The organism is Ferrovibrio sp., from assembly GCF_002796975.1.
GTDB lineage: Bacteria > Pseudomonadota > Alphaproteobacteria > Ferrovibrionales > Ferrovibrionaceae > Ferrovibrio.
The window spans coordinates 51989-72085 of sequence record NZ_PEKV01000010.1 but is presented as its reverse complement, the minus strand read 5'-3'; the positions used below and the strand labels follow the sequence as shown (position 1 = coordinate 72085).

The following is a 20097-nucleotide window of genomic DNA, read 5'->3' as shown; positions in this document are numbered from 1 at the left end:
GAGCCGGCGCGTGCGTGGCTGCGCTGAGCCTGGCCGGGTGTCAAACCGATGGGCTGGGTTTCAGCAGCAGCTCGCGTCAAATGAGTGGCTTCGGCACAGCCTCCGCGATACCCGGCAGTGCCGCCGACACCATCGCACGGCGCGCGGTGCGCGATGGCATGATGGCGCTGCGAGATGGCAGGTACGAGGAAGCCTCGCGGCAGTTCAACCTCGCACTCAAGCTGGAAATCACTCGCTCGGAGCTGCAGTTCCTGAACGGCTTCGCCTACCACATGATGGCCGCGCAGGGTGACGAATCGAAATTCCCCCTGGCCGAGGAAGGCTATCGGCTGGCGCTCAAGTTCGATTCCACGAACTGGACCGCCGAGTACTTCCTGGGTCTCGCCTATCTCGACCAGCGCAAGTTCGGCCTTGCCGAGGATGCGCTGCTGCGTGCCGCCACCGTGCGGCCGGACGACCCCGAAGTGCTGTACGATCTGGCACGTGCCGCCTACTACGCGGGCGATCCGCGTACCGCGGACGCTGCCTTGAACGGTTTCAAGAAGCTCGCCCCTGAGCGCGCGAGCAAGCCGCGCATACTCAAGGCACTGTCAGTCACCAAGGCGGCGCTCGACCAGCGCAGCGACGCGCGAACCTACTTCGCGGCGTATCAGTCGAGCGAGACGAACGCCAACCATGTGCGCACCCTCGGCCGTCGTCTTGACGCCTGGGCGATGGCGTACGACGAGGCGGCCCAGGGCGGCAGCGCCGGGACGCAGAAGCAGATCGAGCTTGCACAGTTCCCGCCAAGCTTCTCGACGCCACCGACGCCCGGCTTCGCGCAGCCGCCGACGCCGAGCTTTCCCGGCCAGACCGGCTTCGGCGCGCCGCCGGCCATTCCCGTCCAGCCGGTCTTCCCCGCGCCGCTCGGCGGCTTTCCGGGGCAGAGCGGATTTCCCGGCCAGAGCGGTTTCGGCGCACCGGGTGGACAGTTCGGCAGTCAGGGTTTCTTCAACGCCAATATGGTGGTGGTAGATGTCGTCATGATCGGCATCGAGGAGGACCGGCGCGACAGCCGCGGCATCAATCTCTTGAGCGGACTTCAACTGCAATTCGGCGATCCGTTGCGGCCGTTGCCGGCACTGAGCTTCGGCCGTAACAGCCTGAAGAATCTGGATGACCCCACCCTGTCGGAGAATACCAGAACCATCACCAGCCTGATCAGCATTCCCTCCGTCACCTATTCTCTCAACATCGCCAATTCGCTCTCCGGTCAAAGCCATATTCTGGCGCGACCGAGCCTGGTGGCGCTGTCGGGACAGGCGTCGGAGTTCTTCTCCGGTGTGGACATCGCCGCAGCCGCCGTCTCGGGCGGGCAGGGCGACTCTGTCTCGATCCAGAAAGAGGTCGGCGTGAAACTGCGCGTCGTACCCGAATTTCTGCCTGACAACATGATCCGGCTCCAGGTCATTGCCGAGCGCACGTTCCTCACCGATCCCAGTCAGTCGGTGCTGTTCCAGTTCCGCCTCGACACCACCAAGACCATCGTCAACTCGACCGTCGCCATGAAGTTCGGTGAGACCTTGATCTTGGGCGGTCTGTCCGAGCGCGAGAATTCGGGAGGCTCGGACGGTGTGCCGGGGCTCAAGGATATTCCGGGCCTCAATCTGTTCTTCAACCGCCAGGTCAAGCGTGAGTTCGAGCGCTCGATCCTGATCCTGCTCACGCCCCGTCGGCCGCAATACGGTACCCGCTCGCCGGAAGACGCACGCGCCGATGCAGAGCGGCTCAGCGAATTCGAGCGTTCGCTCGAGAAGTTCGAGCGCCGCCAGCAGCAATGGTTCGTTCCGCGCAAGACCTTCAACGACGTGATGGATCGGCTGGAAAGCGGTGACTTCAACAACGAGTTCCGCACCGGCGACATCGAAGGAGAGAGTTGGCTTCGCCGCGGAGACGTGCAGGAAAAGGTGGGTGAAATCCTGGATCGCGTCCGGGGATAGAAATCCATCCGTAAACAGGCTTGATCATGCGGCACCTCATCGCAATCGCGTTCATCACCCTCGTCAGCCTGACGGTGCCGTTCTCCGCCGTGTCGCAGCAGCAGCCGGCGATCCAGGTGCAGCGTACGTATACCTGGGCGGCCTTGCCGGGAAGCGCCGCGGATCTCGCGATCACGCCGTCGGGTGAGGTGTTCGCGGTCGGTCGCGATCGGCATGTGTGGCGGTGGCAGGCCGATGGGCGCTACTGGAGCCCCATTCCCGGCGAGCTCGCGCGGATCACGATCGGAGAGAACGGGCGGCCGTGGGGCGTCGCCGGCGACGGCAAGATCTTTCGTCACAACGGTATGTGGTGGGAGCAGGTGGGCGACGAGCGCGGCGCCGACATCGCCGGAAATTTCCGGGGCGAACTCTACCTCGTGCGAACTGATGGTACGCTCGCGCGCTGGAACGCGCAGACACAGGCATGGGCAGCCTTTCCGGGAACTGCAGCCCGTCTGACCGTCGATCCGGACGGAGCGCCGTGGGCCATTGCGCGCGATGGCACGGTGCAGCGCTTCGACCGTGCCACGAACGCATGGGTCGGCGTTGCGGGGCGTGTGCGCGACATCGCCTTCGGCCCGGGCAGAACCCTCTTTGCCGTGAACACCGAAGGCACGCTGCAGGTGTGGAGCGAAACGGCGGGCATCTGGCAGCCGGTGCCCGGCGCGACCGACCTTGAAGGTGTCGTCGTCGGGCCGGGGGACAAACCATGGGTATTCACCCGCACAGGGACGATTGCCGCATCCGACATGTTCGCGACACAGGCGCCGCGGGCGGTGCAGGCGCGGCCCGGCGCCGCCGGTCCGAGCGAGCAGAGCGCGCGCGGGCGGACGCAGCGCACGGCGCCCCCGGTCGCCGACATCCCGAGCACCGAGCCGATCGTCTTCGTCGATACCCTGGCGACAGCGGCGCGTCTGGCAATCGGACGCGAGGGCAGCGTTTTCGGCTTCGCGATGGACGGACGACTGATCCGCTGGAGCAACACATTCCGCCGCTTCGAGCCGTTTCCCGGCGCGCTGGTCCATATCGCGATGGACCCCGCCGGAAATCCATGGGGCGTGAACACGCTGGCGCGTATCTTCCGCCATGATGGCGCCGACTGGGTGCAGGTCCCGGGCACGGCCGCCAACCTCGGCATCGGTCTCGACAGCACGGTCATCGTTTCGGTGGCCGACGAGACGCTGCGCCGGCGCACAGCGGGCGGACTTTACGAGACGATCCCGGGACGGGGCCTGACGGTCGCGGTGAATGCGCAGGGCCAGCCATGGACCATCCGGGCGGACGGTTCGATGTACCGCTGTGATGTCAATCCCTGTCAGCGCCTGCCGCGACAGGGCAAAAGCTTATCTATCGGTCCAGGCGGCAGCGTATTTGCGACCAGCACCGACAACAAACTCCTGCGCTGGGATTTCTCGGCCAACAACTGGCAGGAAATTCCGGTACCGGGTTTCGACGCGGCCTGGGTTGCCGTCGGCCCGCGCGATCGCCCATGGATCGTCACCTCGGGCGGCAAGATACTGGCCTCGGCGTTCTTCGAACGTGACGAAAGCCAGGACCGCAATACGGCGATTGCCACGACGGCGCCGACGGTCGGCACAGGCGCGGTCGAGACGGTCTCACCCGTTGCCACGCAGTCAGGCTTCACCTTCACCCGAAATCTGCAGGTCGAGAGTTACGAACCTGGCTGTGCCGTGACGGACGACGTATCGGTGGGCTCTGACGGAACGGTCCTTGTCATCTGCGACGGTGGGGAGTGGATTAGGAAATTCAACCAGAAAACGGAAACCTTCACGGACTATGCGCCGCGGCCCCCCATGACGCCCAGCGACGTGTCCACGGATTCGCAGGGCCGCCTGTGGGCGATTGCCAATAGCCAGGTTTTTCGCCAGAAGACGACCTCCTCCACATCGGGCTTCGACACCTTCAACCTGAGCGGAGTGCCGACGAGTTGCACTGCGGCGTTTGGCATTTGCCAAAGCTCGATTGCGGTGGGCAGCGACGGAACGGTCTACGTCACGGCGTTCGGGGGGATCTTCCGCAAACTGTCAACGGAGAATTCGTTCAAGAAGCTGGCCAGCGGGACGTGGGGCAGGGTAGCCGTCGGTGTGTCCGGCGACGTGTGGGTTCTCGACAGCGATCGTGCCATTCGCGAGTGGGATGGACAGAAGTTCGTCGTGCGCCAGTCGGTGAGCACGCGCACCGCCAGCGACATCGGCGCCGGCGCAGACGGCTCGGTGTTCAGTACCGACGAGGATTCGCCGTCGCTGCTGCGGCGCTGGAACGCCACGACCCAGAGATTTGACGCGACGAATCGCAACGCCGATCGCGTTGCCGTAGGGCCCGATGGGCGCCCGTGGTTCCTGTATACCTCCGCAAGCGGAAGACTGTTCAGGACAAAATAGGCGAATGCGCGCGATCGCAATCGACACCGCGCCGACAATGACAGCCGCGTGAATCGAGAGACGAGGCAGCGCATGCCCGTCAAGAGCGCCGGAAGTTAGCCCGACTGTTCAGGGAGGGGTGCGCCCAAGCCAGAGCGCCATGAGTGCATTGCGGCTGCTGACACCGTATTTGCGGAAGATTCGTTTCACATGATCATGGGTCGTGTGTGGGCTCTGCCCCACCGCGGCGGCGATCTGTTTTTCCGTCAACCCCTGCAGCAGTCCCTGGAGAATGCGACGCTCGGTCGGCGTAAGTGGAGCGGAGGCCACGCTGAGTCCTTCGCCGAGCATCTGCAGGCGATAGAACCAGCGCAGGCTGCGCAGGGCATAGGCGACGATATCGCGATCTGCCATGTCGAAGGGCGGGTGGTCGATATTGCGATAGAAGCCGAAGTAGGTTTCGGCATCCTCGTTGAGGGGAATGCCGGCCCAGATCGCGTCGCGATAGCCGGCGCCCAGATAGAAGACACGATAGTAGTCGCTCTCGAACCAGCCTTCCGGCGCCAGCTCGACCAGGCGGTTGACGCGGTATTGCCCGGCCAGTGCGACATTGCGGAAGGTGGTGACGTCCACTTCGCCCGCTTCCAGCATATCGGCCTGCTCCTTGGCCTTCTCCTTGATTGCCTCGGTCGGGCGGAGCTGGCGGATGGCGCGCGGTCGCCAGCCCTTGACCGGGTCTTCCGGTTGCGGGTCCCCCAGCCGAACCGCGCCGATCCAGACGGCATTCTGCGCGCCGATCAGGCCGCAGATGCCGGTGAGCAGGTGGGTGCGTGCCTCTTCCATGCGCGCGGCATCGAAATCGGCCAGTGCGTCCCAAAGGTCGTGGATGCGATCCTGGATAGGCCGTACCTCAGGTCGAGAGGCGGCCCGTAGGGGATCTGTGGGGGTGGAGCTTGGGAAGGCGGGTTCGGGGGGTGATGAAAGAAAGATGTCCATACGGACGATATTTCAGGTCCGCCAGTGTCGCACAATAGAATTATTGAAGGAAAACAACTAGAAAGAGTGTAGTTGGGGCATCGGGAATAGTAAAATTTGTATAAAATGCATCCAGCGTTCTCATCGCACCGTCGCGTCATCTGAGAATTGTTCTCCGACCTCCACAATGAATGCATGGTTGTGTCTGCCGCACACGGATCTTTGCCATGGGGGTGTTGTCGCCGTTCGTGCGGCGCCGAAGCCGTCCGCCCAGAGAGCTTTTCACGTTACATCAACACTTATCGCGCTATCCTGCCGGCCGATCATGGCCAAATTCGGCCATTGCCGGCAACAGAGGCGATGAAATCCATGGGGGAAGGGCGCAGCGTGACGGTTCAGGCCGGGTCTGAGACGACGACCATGCGCGGGCGCTTCCGCGTTTCGCTGAAGGTCAGCCTCATCGTCATCTCCCTGCTGACTGTCTTCTTCACGGCCGCCGCGGTGCATCTGCCCTGGCTGTTTGTCAGCCGCGACAATGTCGCGGTGATGGCGCAGCAGCTGAATACCGAGATCGTCTCCGGCGTGAACCGGGAAGTCTCCAGCATTTTCGAATCCGCGACCGCCGCCCAGGCCGCTTTGCACGATGCGCTGTATGACGGCGCGATCGATCTGGAGGACAAGCGCAGCCGCGACCGGCTGTTCTTCGCGCTGCTCAAGGCGAACAGGCATTTCTCCTGGGTCAGTTTCGGCAAGCCGAATGGCGATTTCTACGGCGCGCAGCGGATCGACGACGTCAGCCTGCGCATTGCCGAGAGCCGCTGGTCGCCGGAACGCCAGGAAGCCGAACGCGTCGAGGATTCTTACGTCAACGACGGCGAGCAGATCACCTACACGACGACGAAATACCGCGTTTCCGACTATTATGCGCCCACCCGCTCCTGGTACCGTCTGGCGGCGGCCCGGCCCGGCCAGCATATCTGGACCGACATCTATGTCTTCGACGTCAGCCGCAAGCCCGGCCTGAATACCGCGGTCACTCTGGAAAATCATGCCGGTGAGCTGACCGGTGTAATCTCCATCGCCATCGAACTCGAGCGGATCTCGCAGTATCTGGCAAACCTGACCTCGCTGCGTTCGGGCTCGGCCTTCATCATCAACCAGGCCGGCAACCTGGTGGCGTTTCCGGATGCGCGCGAAGTCACGCAGCCGTCGCTGACCTCAAACCTGCCGGAACTGAAACCGCTGGCCAACAGCTATCACCCGATGCTGCAGCTGGCGAATGCCGGCATCCAGCAGGCCGGCCTGAAGCTGGAAACGCTCACTGAAGCCAGGCAGCTCATCACGCGCGATGCGACCGGCGCACGCTATTTCCTGACCCTGGCGCCGTCCGAGCGCAGCGGCTGGGTCATCGGCACGATCATTCCCGAAGCGGCTTTCATGGGCCCGATCGAGGCAAACTATTATCGCGTGTTGCTGGCGGTGCTCGGCGCCGTGCTGCTGGTCAGCCTGATGGCCATTATCCTGTCGCGCTATCTGTTCATTGCACCGCTGCAGCGCCTCATCGGTGAAACGCGCAAGATCGCACATTTCGATCTGGATCAGGTGCAGCGCGTCTCCAGCCCGCTGATCGAGATCGACGCGCTGTCGGCCTCGATCGAGCAGATGAGCCGCGGCCTTGGTTCCTTCCGCCGCTATCTCTCGGCCGATCTGGTGAAGACCCTGGTGGATCAGGGCGTGGTGGCCGAACTGGGCGGCGAACGCCGTAACATGTCAGTCATGTTCATGGACCTCGAGGGCTTCACCTCGACCTCGGAGCGGCTTGGGCACCGCATCGTGCCGCTGCTCGGCGAATATTTCGGCGCCATGAGCAGTGCTATCGAGGGCCAGCGCGGCACCATCGACAAATTCATCGGCGATGCCGTGATGGCCTTCTGGGGCGCGCCCAATTACGACGAAGATCATCCGACGCTGGTCTGCCGCGCAGCGCTGGACTGCGCCGCCGGGATGGCAGCCCTGCGCGACGACTGGGCACGCCGCGGCCTGCCGGAGCTGAAGCTGCGCATCGGCCTCACCACCGGCCGCATGGTGGTCGGCAATATCGGCAGCGCCGAACGCCTGAACTACACCGTGATCGGCGATCCGGTGAATCTGGCGTCCCGCCTGGAAGGCATGAACAAGGAATTCGGCAGTACCATCCTGATCAGCCAGAACACCTGGGAACTGGCGCGCTACGATATCGTCACCCGGCGTCTGGATTCGGTGAAGGTCCGCGGTCGCGAGACTGCCATTGCCGTCTATGAGTTGCTCGCCATGCGCGACGAGAACGGCCAGGTTCCGGCCGGCTTCGAATGGATCGCGCTGTTCGAGAAGGGGCTGGATTTCTACGCCGCCGGTCGCTGGCACGAGGCGGCGCAGCAGTTCCGCCTGGTGATCCAGATGCGCGGCAGCGATGCGCCGTCGGAGGTTTTCCTGGCCCGCGCCGAGCAGCGCATTGCCGCCGAGCCGAAGCATCCCGTGCTGGCTGCTTCAAGGCCGGAGCAGGATACCGGCAAGAGCGGCAGTTAGCCGCCGGGCTGTCGGGAGACGGTCTGCCCGCGAATCCGCGCCGGCCTGCCATCGGCATCGAAGACAAAAGTCGCCGCCTCGAAGAACGAGAACGGGATTTTCAGGCCGATCTCGCGCGCGCGCAGGAAATTGATGGCGATATCCGGCGGCGACACCACACCGACTTTCATGCTCGCCGGTCGGCTTTTTCCGGTCAGGATGTCGACGCCATACAGCGCCGCCAGCTGAGCATTCGACTCAAAACTGACGCCGATCGACAGGACTGCGCTGTCCGTGCCGGCCTGTACGACCTCCGGCACCACGGCAAGCACCGGCACCTTGCCGCTCTGCGCATTGATCGTGGCGATCTCGGAGAAGACGCTGGTTGAACCCGTGACCCAGAACACGCTCTGCTCCAGAGCGGGATCGCTGCGGCGCATCTCGTCCACTGCCGCCGGTACCAGGGTCGCCAGCTGCTCTTTCGCCTGTGCCGGATTTGTCACCGCCACTTTCAGCGCCTGGATGCCCTGCCGTTGCAACGCCTCGGCAATTGGGCGCGCCTGCGTCGTCACCGCGCTGGTATTCTTCTCGTCAACCAGGATAGCAACGTTCTTCAGCTGCGGCTTCAGCTCGCGCAGATAGCCGATCTGCACATCGAGCAGCACATTCAGCGAGGTAAAGGCAAAGCTGTTGCCGCTGCCCCGGTCGTAATCCGGCATCTGCCCGAGCTGCACCGGATCCTTGGCGCAGACAGTCACCACGGGAATGTCGATGTCGCGATGATCCTGATACAGCCATTCCGCGGTCTCCGACCCCATAGCATAGACCAGGGCATAACCCTCGCGGCGCGCCTCGGCGATCAGCGAGGCGCCGCGCTGCGGATCGCGCGCGAAATTGACTGCCAGGATTTCCAGATTCAGCTGTCGCGCCGCGAAGTCGTGCAGCATTGTCGACATCGCGACATCATAGGCCGTGGATTTGCGTGGATAGATCACCATCACGCGCTGCAGGGGTCCGTCTGCCGCTGACTTGCGTTGCAGCAATATACGCCGATCGTCCGCGGCGCCGGGGGCAGACGGCAGCCAGTGATCGAGTGCCTTGTCATCGACCGCGAACCACGCCGCGACGTCGCGCAGGGCGTCGTCGGATGTCGATGCCGCGGCCGGCATGGCCAGCAGCAATGCCATGCAAATCGCCAGCAGGCGAATAACGGTCGCGACGCGGATCATTCCGCTGCGCCTCGCTGTGACATCCGCGTGGGGAGCGCGAACAGCAGGGTGCAGGCCAGCATGATGCCGCCCATCCACAGCCAGGCCGCGGGGCTGTTCGAGGTCAGCAGCAGCAGCTGTCCGGCCAGGACCGGCCCGAGGGCATGTCCGACGCGCTCCACCATGCGATACAGCGCCGTCGCGCCATTCACGCCGAGTTGCCGGGCGGCGCCGGTCGTGCCGATATAGGTGATGATCGGCGCGTTGATGCAGCCATGCGCCAGGCCGAGCAGGAAGACGCCGCCGACGATCATGCCGGTCTCGAAAAGCGGCGACAGGGACCAGAGGCCGGCGCTGCCGAGTGCGAACAGGCTGATGGCCGAGATCAGCCCTCCGGCCAGCAGGGTCGCGCTGCTGCGGCCGGTGCGGTCGACAAAGCGGGCCATCGGCCCGCTGCACAGCAAGACGCCGGCGGCATAGAGCATGATGACCTGGCCGATATCCTCGGCAGCCCAGCCCAGTCCGCTCAGCAGCAGCGGCGTGGCGAAGCCGATGGCGCCGGTCAGCAGCGCCTTCGAGGGCGCACCGATCAGCAGCAGCGCACGCAGGAAGCCCAGGCTGGCAAAAGCCTGCGGGATATCGCGCAGCATCTGTCGGAAGCCGGCGCCGGTGGCGGCATTGACCGGCAGCGCTGCCGCGGAATAAGCGGCATAGACCGCCAGCAGGCCTGCCGTGATGGCGCCGATCGCGAAGACGCCGTTGGCGGAAAGGTCGTTGACCAGCAGGGAGCCGATGGCGGCACCTGAAATCATGCCGGCATTGAAGCCGAAGACGATGACAGCAGCGGCGCGGGTACGCTCACCGGGCGGAACGCTGGCCAGAACCGCGGCCTGCACGGCAATGAACAGAACGCCCTGTCCCAGCCCGGCGATGGCACGCGCAAGCAGCAGGATCGGAAAATCGGCGAGCAGTGCGGGCAGCAGGCTGGCCAGGCCGACCAGCAGGGCGCCGCAGACAATGGCATTGCGCGGGCCGCGGCGGTTGACCCAGGCGCTGGTCGGCAGCAGCGACAGCAGGAAAACCGCAAAATAGACGGCGAAGGCTAGGGAGGCCGCATTCTGGCCGAGGCTGGAGTCCGCGGCGGCGTTCCGCAGCAGCTGCGGCCAGAAACTCGCCGGCAGGTATTCGCAGAATATAGAGATGAAGAAGACCGGCCGGATCAGCGCCAGCCGTCGTATGTCGGCCTGGCTGTTGCGCGCCCCCAGGGCATGCGCCACACCGAGCATGAGCGAGGCGATCAGCGCGGTGCCGACAAACAGCGCGGCAAAATTCCTGACGCCGTGCAGTACGGCATTCGACACGATCGCGACCGGCAGTGCGACGATCACGCGGATTTCGTTCGCGCCGGGGCCGTTCGCGCCGGGGCCGTGCGCGATGGGGTCGTGCGCGATGGGGACGACATATTCGTAAGCCTCTGCATCGCTTCGCCATACCTGTCCGGTCGCGGCCGGTTCGCTGCTGACAACCACCGTATCGTTCAGGGTGATCGTTACGGCCTTGATATCGGGATTGAGCTGGCGATAGCGCAGCAACATCCGGTCCAGGCCCTCGAAATCCTCCACGCGCAGGCCATAAGCCAATACCGGTTCGAGCCTTTGCGCCAGTGAACTGGCAAGCGCCTTGGCCTTCGCCTGGGCGCCATCCTCGTAGAGACTGAGCAGGCTGATCACCACGGCGACCGTGGCGACGACGAAGGTCAGCAGGTAACCCGCGCCAATCCAGGACAGGCCGCTGTCTTTTGTCCGCGCCGCAAACCGGAAAGCGAACAGGCCGAACAGCAGCGCGAGGCCGGTCGCCAATGCGACAAGCCGCGGCAGATGCGCGTTCACACTGCCCGTCACGGCAGCGCGCGGCATGGTGAGCCGCAGCTCGCCGATGGTTTCGAAGCGATTGCGCAGCGGCAGCGCGACCTGCAGCCAGTCGTCGGTCTCATAGACCTGGAACCGGTCCGCAGTCGCATTGCCGGACAGGCGCGGGGTGGCAGCATCGCCCGCCAGGAAGGTTGTGCGGCCGTTCAGATCATGGATGGCAATCGCGGCGATGGCCGGATCGGACTCACGAATCGAGTCTGCAATCTGCCGGAAGCCGGGAAACTGCCCGATTGGAAGCCCCGCGCGCAGGTAGGTGTCCATCGCGGTCAGCACCAGTTCGCCCTGCGCCACCATCTTGTCGACCTGGAAATGCGCATAGGTCCGCCTGGCCTCGCTCCATCCGACATAGACCAGCAGGCCAAGCGACAGGGCTGCCATGGCCAGCATGATCAGACCGTTGCGGGCGCGATCCGCGAAACTCACAAAAGCCGTTCCGCGATATGACGCACGGCCGCCGGGCGGTTGCGCAGATAATGCTCAAGCCGGTCGACCAGCTGTGAGAGGATCAGGTCTTCATAGCTCATGCCATGGGCGCCGAGACCGATGCAAACCAGGCTGGTCTGTTTGCCATCCGGGCGTTTCAGGTCCGGCTTGGGATTGGCTTCGAGGATATGGAGGCGGCCGTCGCCGTCGGCACGCACATCGAGGCGCACCAGCGCGCGCAGCTGGAACTCGCCACGGACCGCACGTGCCAGCCGGACCAGTTCGTCGTAAATCGCGCCATCCGCCGGACCCAGCAATCGCGTGCGATCCTGCGTGATCGGGCGCACATCCATCGAGGTGAAGATCGCCTCGTCCGGCTCCAGCAGGCGTTCCAGCGCCGAGAAGACCAGCGGCTGCTCCAGTTGCTCCAGCTGGCCGCCGCGGGAGACGACCTTGCCGCCGACTGCAACGCAGTATTCGCGCCCGCCGACAAATGTCTCGACCAGCACCTGGTTCAGCGTGCGGCGATACACCTCATCCACGGCAGCGGTCAGGCCGGCATAGTCCGGCACGAAATGCACATGCTGCGAGGCGCGGCCGGTGACCGGCTTGACCACGAACGACCCGCGATAGCCGCGGAAGGCACTCTGGAAACGCGGCTCGTTCTCCGGATCCAGTTTGCCCCACACGCCGTCCCACACCATGAAGGCCGGCGTGGGTAAACCGAGGCCGGCACATTCGCGCTTGAAGACCTGCTTGTTGTCCAGCGTGACCGCCAGCAACGGGCGATGGCCGACATATGGAATCCCTGCCATCTCCAGCAGCGACGGCGTATGCGCGACGGCATCGTAGCCCTGCACGCCGGCGGTATTGAGCCAGGCAATATCGACGGACTCCTGACGCAGCCGTGCGGCCAGCGTCATGTCGTCCGGCAGCAGCAGCACATGCCGGAAGCCGTTGTCCCGCAGCGCGCCGGCGATGTCCTCGGCGACCGGGCGATAGGATTTCTCGGAGCGTGGATTGTGGGTCTGGTGGATGACGGCGCCGGGGCTCTGGCGATCGCCGTTATAGAGGACGGCGATCCGCAACGTATCGCGCAGTCGCGGCAGGCCTGCGCTCAGGTACTCGAAAACGCTGCCGGTCAGCTTTGTCGCTTCAGCCAGTCTTCCAGCTTCAGACTGCGGCGCAGCCCCGTCTATCCCCACCACAACGCCATTCCCCATAATGCAGTTTAAAACGTTATCTTCCGGCCGCTGGGCCGGCGGAAAATCGCTTAAAAATCAGGCGCTGCAAAGTAGCAGGATTCGGGCCGCCGCGCCATGGGGCGCGTCGCGGGGCCCGGGTCAGTTCGGCGCTTCGGCGGGCGGCAGAATCCTGCGGCTGCGCAGCTGGCCGATCACCTGCTCGGTGATCCCGGTGCAGCGCATCCCGTCGAACGGGAAGAGTTCGGAGAAAGCCGAAGCGAACTGCTCCCGCAGGGTGGCGCGAATCAGCCGCCGCGCACGATGCAGCCGCGTCTTCACGGTTTCCGGTTTGATCGCTAGCTGCCGGGCGACATCCTCGATGCTCATCTCCTCGATGTCGCGCATGATGAAGACGATGCGGAAAGGCTCCGGCAGCGTGTCGATCACCTGTTCGAGCAGGCGCCGGATTTCCTGGCGCGACAGGTCGGCTTCGGGTGTGGCGGCCGGGCGCAGCAGCATGATGTCGGCCTTTTCGTCATTGCTGGCTGAGGCGATCAGGTCGTTGAAGTCGCGCGCGGGCCTGCGGCGGCGCAGACGCCCGAGCGCCTCGTTCAGCGCAATGCGCGTCAGCCAGGTGGCGAGACTGGCTTCGCCCCTGAAGTCCTGCATCCGGCTGAAGGCGCGGAGATAGGCTTCCTGCACCACCTCTTCGGCCTCCGCGTCGTTGCGCAGGACGGCGCGGGCGACCCGGAACAGCCGCCGGTTGTAGCGCTGGATGATATGGCGGATCGCGGCCTCGCTGCCGCCGATCGCGAGGTCGACGAGGCTGCGGTCGTCGATATCCGCCCGGATCGTCTGCGCGCTGGATCGTAACGGTGCTGTCGCCATGACTTCTACCGTTCGGATGTCAATGTCAGCGACGACAGGAATTCCCGGCGCAGGGCTGCATCCGCGCCGAACAGGCCGAGCATCCGCCTGGTGACCATGCGCGTGCCGGCGGCAGATACGCCGCGCGAGGTCATGCAGGCATGGTCGGCCTCGATCACGACGGCGACGCCGCGCGGTTTGAGGGCCTTGTCGATCGCCGAGGCAATGTCATCGGTCAGACGCTCCTGGATCTGCAACCGCCGGGCGCAGGCATCGACCACGCGCGCCAGTTTCGAAATGCCGACCACCCGGTCGGTCGGAATATACGCCACATGCGCCAGACCCTGAATAGGCGCCATATGATGCTCGCAGACCGAATGGACCGGAATATTGCGCAGCTCCACCGGCTCGTCATAGCCGCCAGACTCGCCAAAGGTGCGGCTCAGCAGCGCAATCGGGTCGAGCTGATAGCCGCCGAACCATTCCGCATAGGCGCGCACGACGCGGGCCGGCGTGTCTGCCAGCCCTTCGCGCGACGGGTCGTCGCCGGCGAAGCGGATCAGTGTGCGCACGGCGGCCTCGGCTTCCGACGGCGTCGGGCGCGCGGTATCCATGTCGGGCATCATCTCGGGCATCATCAGCGGGGGGACAAGGCTGTTCATCGGTAGCGGCTCCTGAAAGGCGTCTATGCCGATTGGATGCGCGCCAGCGCCAAAGGTTCCCGGGCCGGTATCGTCGGTGAAACCCGCCGGTGAAATCCAGCTTCAGGCGGCGGCTGGCACCGCGGCCTGCTGCAGCCGGCGCAGCGCCCGTTCCGCGGTGCTGACAATGCCGGAGAGGCGCTCGCCGGCGCTCGGGATGTCGTCGATCAGCCCGGACACCTGGCCGGCGAACAGCGCGAGTTCGTCGAGTGCGCCGGTCATGTTGCGCAGCGGCGAGTCGGTGCTGAAGCGATAGATCGGCCGGCCGTCCTCGCTGGCAATCTCGTCCCATGGCATCTCGTCGGGATCGTGGCCGAGCAGTTCCGGGCCAAGCTCGTCGGTCAGGGCGTTGCGCAGCACGCGGACCGGCGAACCGGCCGGCCAGTTGATGGCAAAGACATCGGTGTAGACGGTGTCGTCGGAGCCGGCGGCGGCAATCGCCGACTTGTGGACGTCATGGGCGAAGGATTCGCGCGTGGCCAGAAACGCCGTGCCGCAATGAATGCCCTGTGCACCGAGGGCGAGAGCGGCCACCAGGCTTTCGCCCGAGGCGAATCCGCCGGATGCCACGACCGGGATTCTGACGCGGCTGGCGATCTGCGGCACCAGCACCAGCGACGACACCGTGCCATGCACATGTCCGCCGGCCTCGAAACCCTGCGCGATGATGATGTCGGCGCCCGCAGCCTCGGCGGCGATGGCATCGGCCACCGAGCCGACCTGATACAGCACGATGCAGCCTGCCGCCTTGGCCTGCGCCACCGCCGCCGCATCCACGCCCCAGAAGAAGCACATCGCATGGACCCGCTTGGCGAGGCAGACATCCAGCTCGGCCTTGAACAGATCGGGCCGCGTCGCCAGCGGAATCAGATTCACGCCGAAGGGCTGGTTGGTGTTGCGCCGGACCAGGTCGATCTGCTGCGCGATCAGTTCGGGCGATTCACGCACCATGCCGAGAAAGCCGTAACCGCCAGTCTTGGAGACGGCCGACACCAGCTCGGCGCGCGCCACGCCACCCATGCCGGCCTGCAGGATGGGGTAACGGCATTGCAGCAGTGAGCAAATCGGTGTCTGCAGAAAAGGCTCGCGCATCATGGTTGCTCCTCTGAAGCAGGATCGGAGTGCGCACCCATTCTGCGCCGGTTGTCGCGTTGTCCAAATATGCACATGAGTGCATATCCAAATCGGCATCTGATTTCATATTGCGAAAACACGCGAATCTACGCGAGATCGTGGCGGTTCTCACAAAGCAGAAGACGGCGACGGCGCAGGCCAAACAGCAGTCCCCTCAACGATAGCCATCATCACACCGTTTCTGGGAGGAAACTGATGACTACCATGGAAGAGACCAAAGCAGGGTCAGGATCCCTGTTCGGATTCCTGGATCGCGAACGTACCGTTGCGAAACCCGGGTTCAATCGCTGGATGGTGCCACCGGCCGCGCTTTGCGTGCATCTGTGCATCGGTCAGGCTTATGCATTCAGCGTGTTCAACCTGCCGATGACGCGCCTGCTCGGCGTCAGCCAGTCGACGCCCGATGACTGGAAGCTGACCGAGCTGGGCTGGATCTTCTCGATTTCGATGGTGATCCTCGGTATCTCGGCGGCGCTGTTCGGTCGCTGGGTGGAAGAGGGCGGCCCGCGCCGCGCCATGTTCACCGCCGGCATGTGCTGGGCCTCAGGTTTCCTGATCTCCGCCTTCGGCATCCATATCCACAATCTCTGGGTCATCTATTTCGGATACGGCATCGTCGGCGGATGCGCACTCGGCATCGGTTATATCTCGCCGGTCTCGACATTGATGAAATGGTTCCCGGATCGGCCAGGCATGGCGACGGGCATGGCGATCATGGGCTTCGGCGGCGGCGCGCTGGTCGCTTCGCCGCTGTCGGTCTGGCTCATGGGCAAGTTCGCGACCGGCAGCGATGTCGGCGTGCTGAAAACCTTCATCGTGCTGGGCTGTGCGTATTTCGTGTTCATGATGGTGGGTGCCGCCATCGTGCGCGTTCCAGCGCCCGGCTGGAAGCCGAAGGGCTATGTTGCGCCCTCGGCCGCCACAAAGATGATCACCAAGAACGACGTATTCGTTTACGACGCGGTCAAGACGCCGCAGTTCTGGCTGATCTGGGTCGTGCTGTTCCTGAATACCACGGCCGGTATCGGCGTGCTGGGCCAGGCCTCGGCGATGAGCCAGGAAATGTTCCCCGGCCGCATCACCGTGGTGGCCGCGGCAGGCCTGGTCGGCCTGATGAGCCTGTTCAACATGGGCGGTCGCTTCAGCTGGGCCTCGGTATCGGACTATATCGGACGCCGGAACACCTATTTCGTGTTCATGACGCTCGGCTTTGTCCTCTACATCACCGTGCCTTATGCCGGCGGCACCGGAAATGTGGTGCTGTTCGTCTGCTGCTTCCTGGTGATCGTCAGCATGTATGGCGGCGGCTTTGCCACCGTGCCGGCCTATCTGCGCGATATGTTCGGCACGCGGTATGTCGGCGCCATCCATGGCATCCTGCTGACGGCCTGGTCGGCGGCAGGCATCGCCGGCCCGGTGCTGATCAACTACATCCGCGAGTACAACGTCACCCACGGTGTGCCGAAAGCCCAGGCCTATAACACGACCATGTACATCATGGCCGGGTTGCTGGTGATCGGCTTCATCTGCAACTACTTCGTGAAAGCGGTCGACGCGCGCTATCACATGAAGGCAGAGGGCGACGTGCCGGCGGATCCAAGAACCGCCGCGGCGCGGGCATAGGAGACACATCATGCAGAATGAAGCTGCCAACACCACGCACCCGTTCAGGGTCTTCCTGGCCTGGGCCTTTGTCGGAATCCCGCTGCTCGGCGGGGTATTCCAGACGCTGCTCAATGCCGTGAAGCTGTTCCAGTAGCAGAGATACGGTGTCGCCGGCCGGCCCCGGCCGGCGACATCTCTCTCCGGCTGTGCCGGGCAGGGATATTTCCGACGTATTCCTTGCAGTTCCATGTTGTTTACGCTGAGGTTGGGCTCGGCCTGACCCAGGAAAACGACCCGAATGGTTCGGATCAATATTGAATCGACGTGGAATTTCACCAGCGAAACCTCGCCGCTGTCGATGCGCGTGGTGATCAGCTTCCTGAGTGAAATCCAGATGGCCGGAACCCTGGCATCGGCTGCCGATCAGGCCGGGATGTCGTATCGCCATGCCTGGAATCTGGTCGACAAATGGGCGTCGTTCTTCGGCGAGCCGCTGGTCACCCGGCATCGCGGCAGGGGCACGCAGCTGACGCCGCTGGGCAGCAAACTGGTCTGGGCCGACCAGCATCTGCGGGCGCGGCTCGGACCGCAGCTGCACAATATCGCCCGCGAACTCGAAGCCGAACTCGCCAGCCTGGTGCCGCATATACCGCCGCGGATCCGCATGCATGCCTATCATGGCTTCGCGATCTCGCGGGTCGGCGATCTGCTGGCACAGGAGCCGGAGGTGCAGATCGACCTGCGCTACATGTCGAACCAGGCCGCGCTGGAATCGCTGGCGGCGCGCGAATGCGAGATTGCCGCGGTACACCTGCCGCACGGTTCGCTGCGCAAGCGGGCGGCAGCCTCTTTCAAATCGCTGCTCGATCCCAAGCTGTTTCAGTCCATCGGCCTGGCAACGCGCCAGATCGGCCTGATGGTCAAGCAGGGCAATCCGAAGCAGATCCTTGACCTCGAAGCCCTGCGCAGCGAGGGCATCTCGATCGTGAATCGCGATCAGGGTTCGGGAACCCGTCTGCTGTTCGACAACCTGCTGGCGCAAAGCAAGATCGACGGCCGTCTGATCGCGGGCTACCAGCGCGTCGAGACGACGCATGCCGCCGTGGCGGCGAATGTCGCCCGCGACATGGCGGATGCGGGTTTCGGGGTGCGGGCGGCAGCGGTCCAGTTCAGCCTGGATTTCGTCCACCTGGTGACGGAAGACTGTTTCTTCGTCTGCCGCGAGCCGGAACTCCGTTCACCCTCGGTGCAGCGGCTGATCGGCATCATCCGGGACAAGGAATACCGCGCTTCGATGGAGACGCTGCCGGGCTTCACGGTCACCGATGCCGGCGTGGTGCGGCCATTGCAGGCCTTTCTGAGCGCCCATACCTAGAGCGCCTGCCGGAAAACCATTCCGTATCGTGGAACGGCAGGAGGTGACGCGCGCCGCTGCCCCCCTTCTATTGTAGAACCCTCGGCAACCAATGTCCTCGCAGGAGGGCAGCATCCAGAGGGAGGAGCGGGGCCACCGATGCAATCGCGCGTCATCATCACATGCGCCGTGACCGGCAATCAGACGACGCCGGAGATGACGCCGCATCTGCCGATCACGCCCGTGCAGATTGCCGAAGCTTCGCTGGGCGCCGCCGAGGCCGGTGCCGCCGCCGTGCATATCCATGTGCGCGATCCGCAGAGCGGCCGGCCCTCGATGGAGATCGGGCATTACCGCGAGGCGGTCGAGCGTATCCGGGCGAAGAACAAGCAACTGATCATCAACCTCACCACCGGGCCGGGCGGGCGTTTTGTCCCCAGCCCCGACGATCCGAAAGTGGCGGCGCCCGGCACCACGCTGATGCGACCGGAAGATCGCGTCACGCATATCGCCCAACTGAAACCCGATATCGCCACGCTCGATCTCAACACCATGAATTCCGGCAAGCAGGTGGTGATCAACACGCCGGAGAATGTCCGGCGCATGGCGGCCGTGATCAACGGCGCCGGTGTGAAGCCCGAAATCGAACTGTTCGATTCCGGCGACATTGCGCTCTGCCGCGACCTTGTCGCCGATGGCACCCTGAAAGGCCCGCTCCTGTGTTCCGTGGTGATGGGCGTGAAATACGGCTTCCAGCCGTCGCCCGAAACCGTGCTCTATGCGCGCAGCCTGTTGCCGCCGGGCACTGCCTGGACCGCGTTCGGCACCGGCCGTTCCTGCTTTCCGATGGTGGCGCAGTCCTATCTGGCCGGCGGCCATGTCCGCGTCGGGCTGGAGGATGCCATCTTCCTGGAGAAGGGCGTGCTGGCCGAGTCCAATGCTGCCATGGTGGCCAAGGCGCGCCGCATTGTCGAAGCCCTCGGCGGTGAGATCGCGACGGCGCAGCAGGCCCGTGAGATGCTGTCGCTGCCGGTATCGCCATGATCGACCACACCAACGAAAAACAGTCGCGGAAAACACCAGCACCACGCGGAGGAAACATGCGTCTGCTCGCTCTTGCCCTGATGGGTCTCGCACTTCTGCTCTCACCCGGCCGCGATGCCGCGGCACAGGCCTGGCCGGATCGCCCGGTCACCGTGATCGTGCCGTTCCCGGCCGGCTCTGCGGTCGATTTCCTGGCGCGCGCCACGGCGTCCGAACTGAGCGACAAGCTCGGCAAGCCCTTCATTGTCGAGAACCGCACCGGCGCGGGCGGCAATATCGGCGGTGCCGCCGTCGCCAAGTCCAAGCCCGACGGCTACACATTCCTGTTCGGCACGCCCTCGCCGATCGCGATGAACAAGCTGATGTACAAGGGCCTGACCTACGACTCGGAAAAGGATTTCACGCCGGTCATCCTGGTGGCCCGTTCGCCGCTGATGATCACCACGCGGCTCGGTTTCCCGGCCAAGACCTTTGCCGAGCTGATCGCCTATGCCAAGGCGAATCCTGGCAAGGTGACTGTCGGCAATCCGGGCAACGGCACGCTCGGCCATATCACGGCCGAACTGGTGCAGCAGTTCACCGGCGTGACGATGACGCCGGTGGCCTATCGCGGCACCATGCCGCTGATGACCGATCTGCTGGGCGGGCAGGTCGATCTCTCGGTCGATTTCATGCCCACGTATGTGCCGCAGGTGAAGGAGAACAAGCTGCAGGCGCTGGCGGTGACC

Annotated in this window: 15 protein-coding genes; 8 read left to right on the top strand and 7 right to left on the bottom strand. The window is 64.4% G+C overall.

Going from position 1 to position 20097, the window contains the following annotated elements; genetic code table 11:
* Window positions 1–80 precede the first annotated feature (80 nt).
* Entirely contained in the window at window positions 81–1979 is a 1899-nt protein-coding gene (locus tag CTR53_RS12265; RefSeq protein ID WP_290813564.1) for a hypothetical protein, read from the top strand.
* Between the two features lie 26 nt (window positions 1980–2005).
* Window positions 2006–4420, top strand: coding sequence for a tectonin domain-containing protein (locus CTR53_RS12260; RefSeq protein WP_290813561.1), 2415 nt, complete (start codon window positions 2006–2008; stop codon window positions 4418–4420).
* Window positions 4421–4528: 108 nt separating this feature from the next.
* Here CTR53_RS12260 and CTR53_RS12255 read toward each other — a convergent pair whose 3' ends face one another.
* Window positions 4529–5242 (bottom strand): response regulator transcription factor, encoded by a 714-nt coding sequence (locus CTR53_RS12255; RefSeq protein WP_290813558.1) that lies wholly within the window; start codon window positions 5240–5242, stop codon window positions 4529–4531.
* A 519-nt stretch (window positions 5243–5761) separates the two neighbouring features.
* Here CTR53_RS12255 and CTR53_RS12250 point away from each other — a divergent pair.
* Window positions 5762–7939 (top strand): adenylate/guanylate cyclase domain-containing protein, encoded by a 2178-nt coding sequence (locus CTR53_RS12250; protein WP_290813556.1) that lies wholly within the window; start codon window positions 5762–5764, stop codon window positions 7937–7939.
* On the opposite strand, the gene CTR53_RS12245 is transcribed toward CTR53_RS12250, so the two are convergent.
* The 6 genes from CTR53_RS12245 to CTR53_RS12220 all read right to left on the bottom strand — a co-directional run bounded on the left by CTR53_RS12245 (window position 7936) and on the right by CTR53_RS12220 (window position 15327).
* Entirely contained in the window at window positions 7936–9147 is a 1212-nt protein-coding gene (locus CTR53_RS12245; RefSeq protein WP_290813553.1) for an ABC transporter substrate binding protein, read from the bottom strand. The genes CTR53_RS12250 and CTR53_RS12245 overlap by 4 nt on opposite strands.
* The gene (locus CTR53_RS12240; protein WP_290813551.1) at window positions 9144–11480 is read right to left on the bottom strand and encodes an MFS transporter; all 2337 of its coding nucleotides are present in this window, start codon (window positions 11478–11480) and stop codon (window positions 9144–9146) included. The genes CTR53_RS12245 and CTR53_RS12240 overlap by 4 nt, the downstream gene beginning before the upstream one ends.
* Window positions 11477–12688 carry a hypothetical protein gene (locus tag CTR53_RS12235; protein WP_290813548.1) on the bottom strand — a complete coding sequence of 404 codons (1212 nt, stop codon included), beginning with the start codon at window positions 12686–12688 and terminating at the stop codon, window positions 11477–11479. Before CTR53_RS12235 ends, CTR53_RS12240 begins: the two co-directional genes overlap by 4 nt.
* Before the next feature lie 135 nt (window positions 12689–12823).
* Window positions 12824–13552, bottom strand: coding sequence for an RNA polymerase sigma factor (locus CTR53_RS12230; protein WP_290813544.1), 729 nt, complete (start codon window positions 13550–13552; stop codon window positions 12824–12826).
* 5 nt (window positions 13553–13557) lie between these two features.
* The gene (folE, locus tag CTR53_RS12225; protein WP_290813541.1) at window positions 13558–14193 is read right to left on the bottom strand and encodes a GTP cyclohydrolase I FolE; all 636 of its coding nucleotides are present in this window, start codon (window positions 14191–14193) and stop codon (window positions 13558–13560) included.
* Window positions 14194–14295: 102 nt separating this feature from the next.
* Complete coding sequence (locus tag CTR53_RS12220; protein WP_290813539.1) at window positions 14296–15327, bottom strand: nitronate monooxygenase; 1032 nt, start codon at window positions 15325–15327, stop codon at window positions 14296–14298.
* A gap of 234 nt (window positions 15328–15561) precedes the next feature.
* On the opposite strand from CTR53_RS12220, the gene CTR53_RS12215 reads away from it, so the two are divergent.
* The 5 genes from CTR53_RS12215 to CTR53_RS12195 all read left to right on the top strand — a co-directional run.
* A complete protein-coding gene (locus CTR53_RS12215) occupies window positions 15562–16989 on the top strand; it encodes an OFA family MFS transporter (RefSeq protein WP_290813536.1) in 1428 nt (475 codons plus the stop codon).
* Window positions 16990–16999: 10 nt separating this feature from the next.
* Window positions 17000–17125 carry a hypothetical protein gene (locus CTR53_RS12210; protein WP_290813533.1) on the top strand — a complete coding sequence of 42 codons (126 nt, stop codon included), beginning with the start codon at window positions 17000–17002 and terminating at the stop codon, window positions 17123–17125.
* Between the two features lie 144 nt (window positions 17126–17269).
* Complete coding sequence (locus CTR53_RS12205) at window positions 17270–18346, top strand: substrate-binding domain-containing protein (protein ID WP_290813530.1); 1077 nt, start codon at window positions 17270–17272, stop codon at window positions 18344–18346.
* A gap of 138 nt (window positions 18347–18484) precedes the next feature.
* Entirely contained in the window at window positions 18485–19369 is an 885-nt protein-coding gene (locus CTR53_RS12200) for a 3-keto-5-aminohexanoate cleavage protein (protein WP_290813527.1), read from the top strand.
* 56 nt (window positions 19370–19425) lie between these two features.
* On the top strand, window positions 19426–20097 hold a 672-nt coding region (locus CTR53_RS12195), incomplete at its 3' end, for a tripartite tricarboxylate transporter substrate binding protein (RefSeq protein WP_290813524.1).